This is a genomic window from Virgibacillus carmonensis (assembly GCF_057836705.1).
Genome location: NZ_JBYQFJ010000112.1, coordinates 1 through 810 on the forward strand (window position 1 = coordinate 1; position 810 = coordinate 810).

1 protein-coding gene is annotated in these 810 nt (G+C 35.3%); it reads left to right on the forward strand.

Features of this window, described 5'->3' with window-relative positions; genetic code table 11:
- The first annotated feature begins 171 nt into the window (after positions 1–171).
- On the forward strand, positions 172–744 hold the full coding sequence (mnmM, locus tag AC3G7N_RS20780) for a tRNA 5-(aminomethyl)-2-thiouridylate-methyltransferase MnmM (RefSeq protein WP_089062165.1): 573 nt from the start codon (positions 172–174) through the stop codon (positions 742–744).
- Positions 745–810 lie beyond the last annotated feature (66 nt).

Consider the following 810-nt stretch of genomic DNA (forward strand, 5'->3'; position numbering starts at 1 on the left):
TGTCTCGCTATACCTGAATTATTTATTACTAGTCCTTTGCATCGTTATTACAATATGTATATCGAATTGTAATGAATTGGTGCATCATTGTCAAGTCTGTTTCCTTCTTATCCTATTATGTTCATGTTAAAATTATTTAATACTAGAGAAGCATAATAAGGGTGAATACACATGTTAAAAGGAATTATTCAATTCTCCCATTATTTAATGGAAGAAGCCGTAAATAAAGGCGACACAGTAATCGACGCCACATGCGGAAATGGTCATGATACTGTTTTTTTAAGTGAAATTGTTGGGGAAAATGGCCATGTATTTGGCTTTGATATCCAAGAGCAGGCAATCGAGCATACAAAGGAAAACCTTGCTGTACATAAAATTACGAATGCAACCATTATCAAGGACAGTCACAGCAATGCCATTCATCATCTGACCGTTGATCAACTAACATCACTTGGCGGCGCAATATTTAATCTTGGATATCTTCCCGGAAGTGATAAAGGGATCGTTACCAAAAGCGAAAGTACTATCCTTGCCATTGAAGGAATTCTATCACACTTGAAAGAAAACGGGATTGTCGTTTTAGTTGTCTACCATGGTCATGAAGGTGGGGATATCGAGAAACGAAATATTTTGGAATACGTCCATCAACTGAACCAAAAGCAATATAATGTACTTTATTACGGATTTATAAATCAAAAAAATACCCCGCCTTTTATCATTGCAATCGAAAGAAAAACACGGTAAATATAAAGGTTCTGTTGTATTTAACAACAGGACCTTTTAAATTGTCGAACATTGTCAAAATAGGTC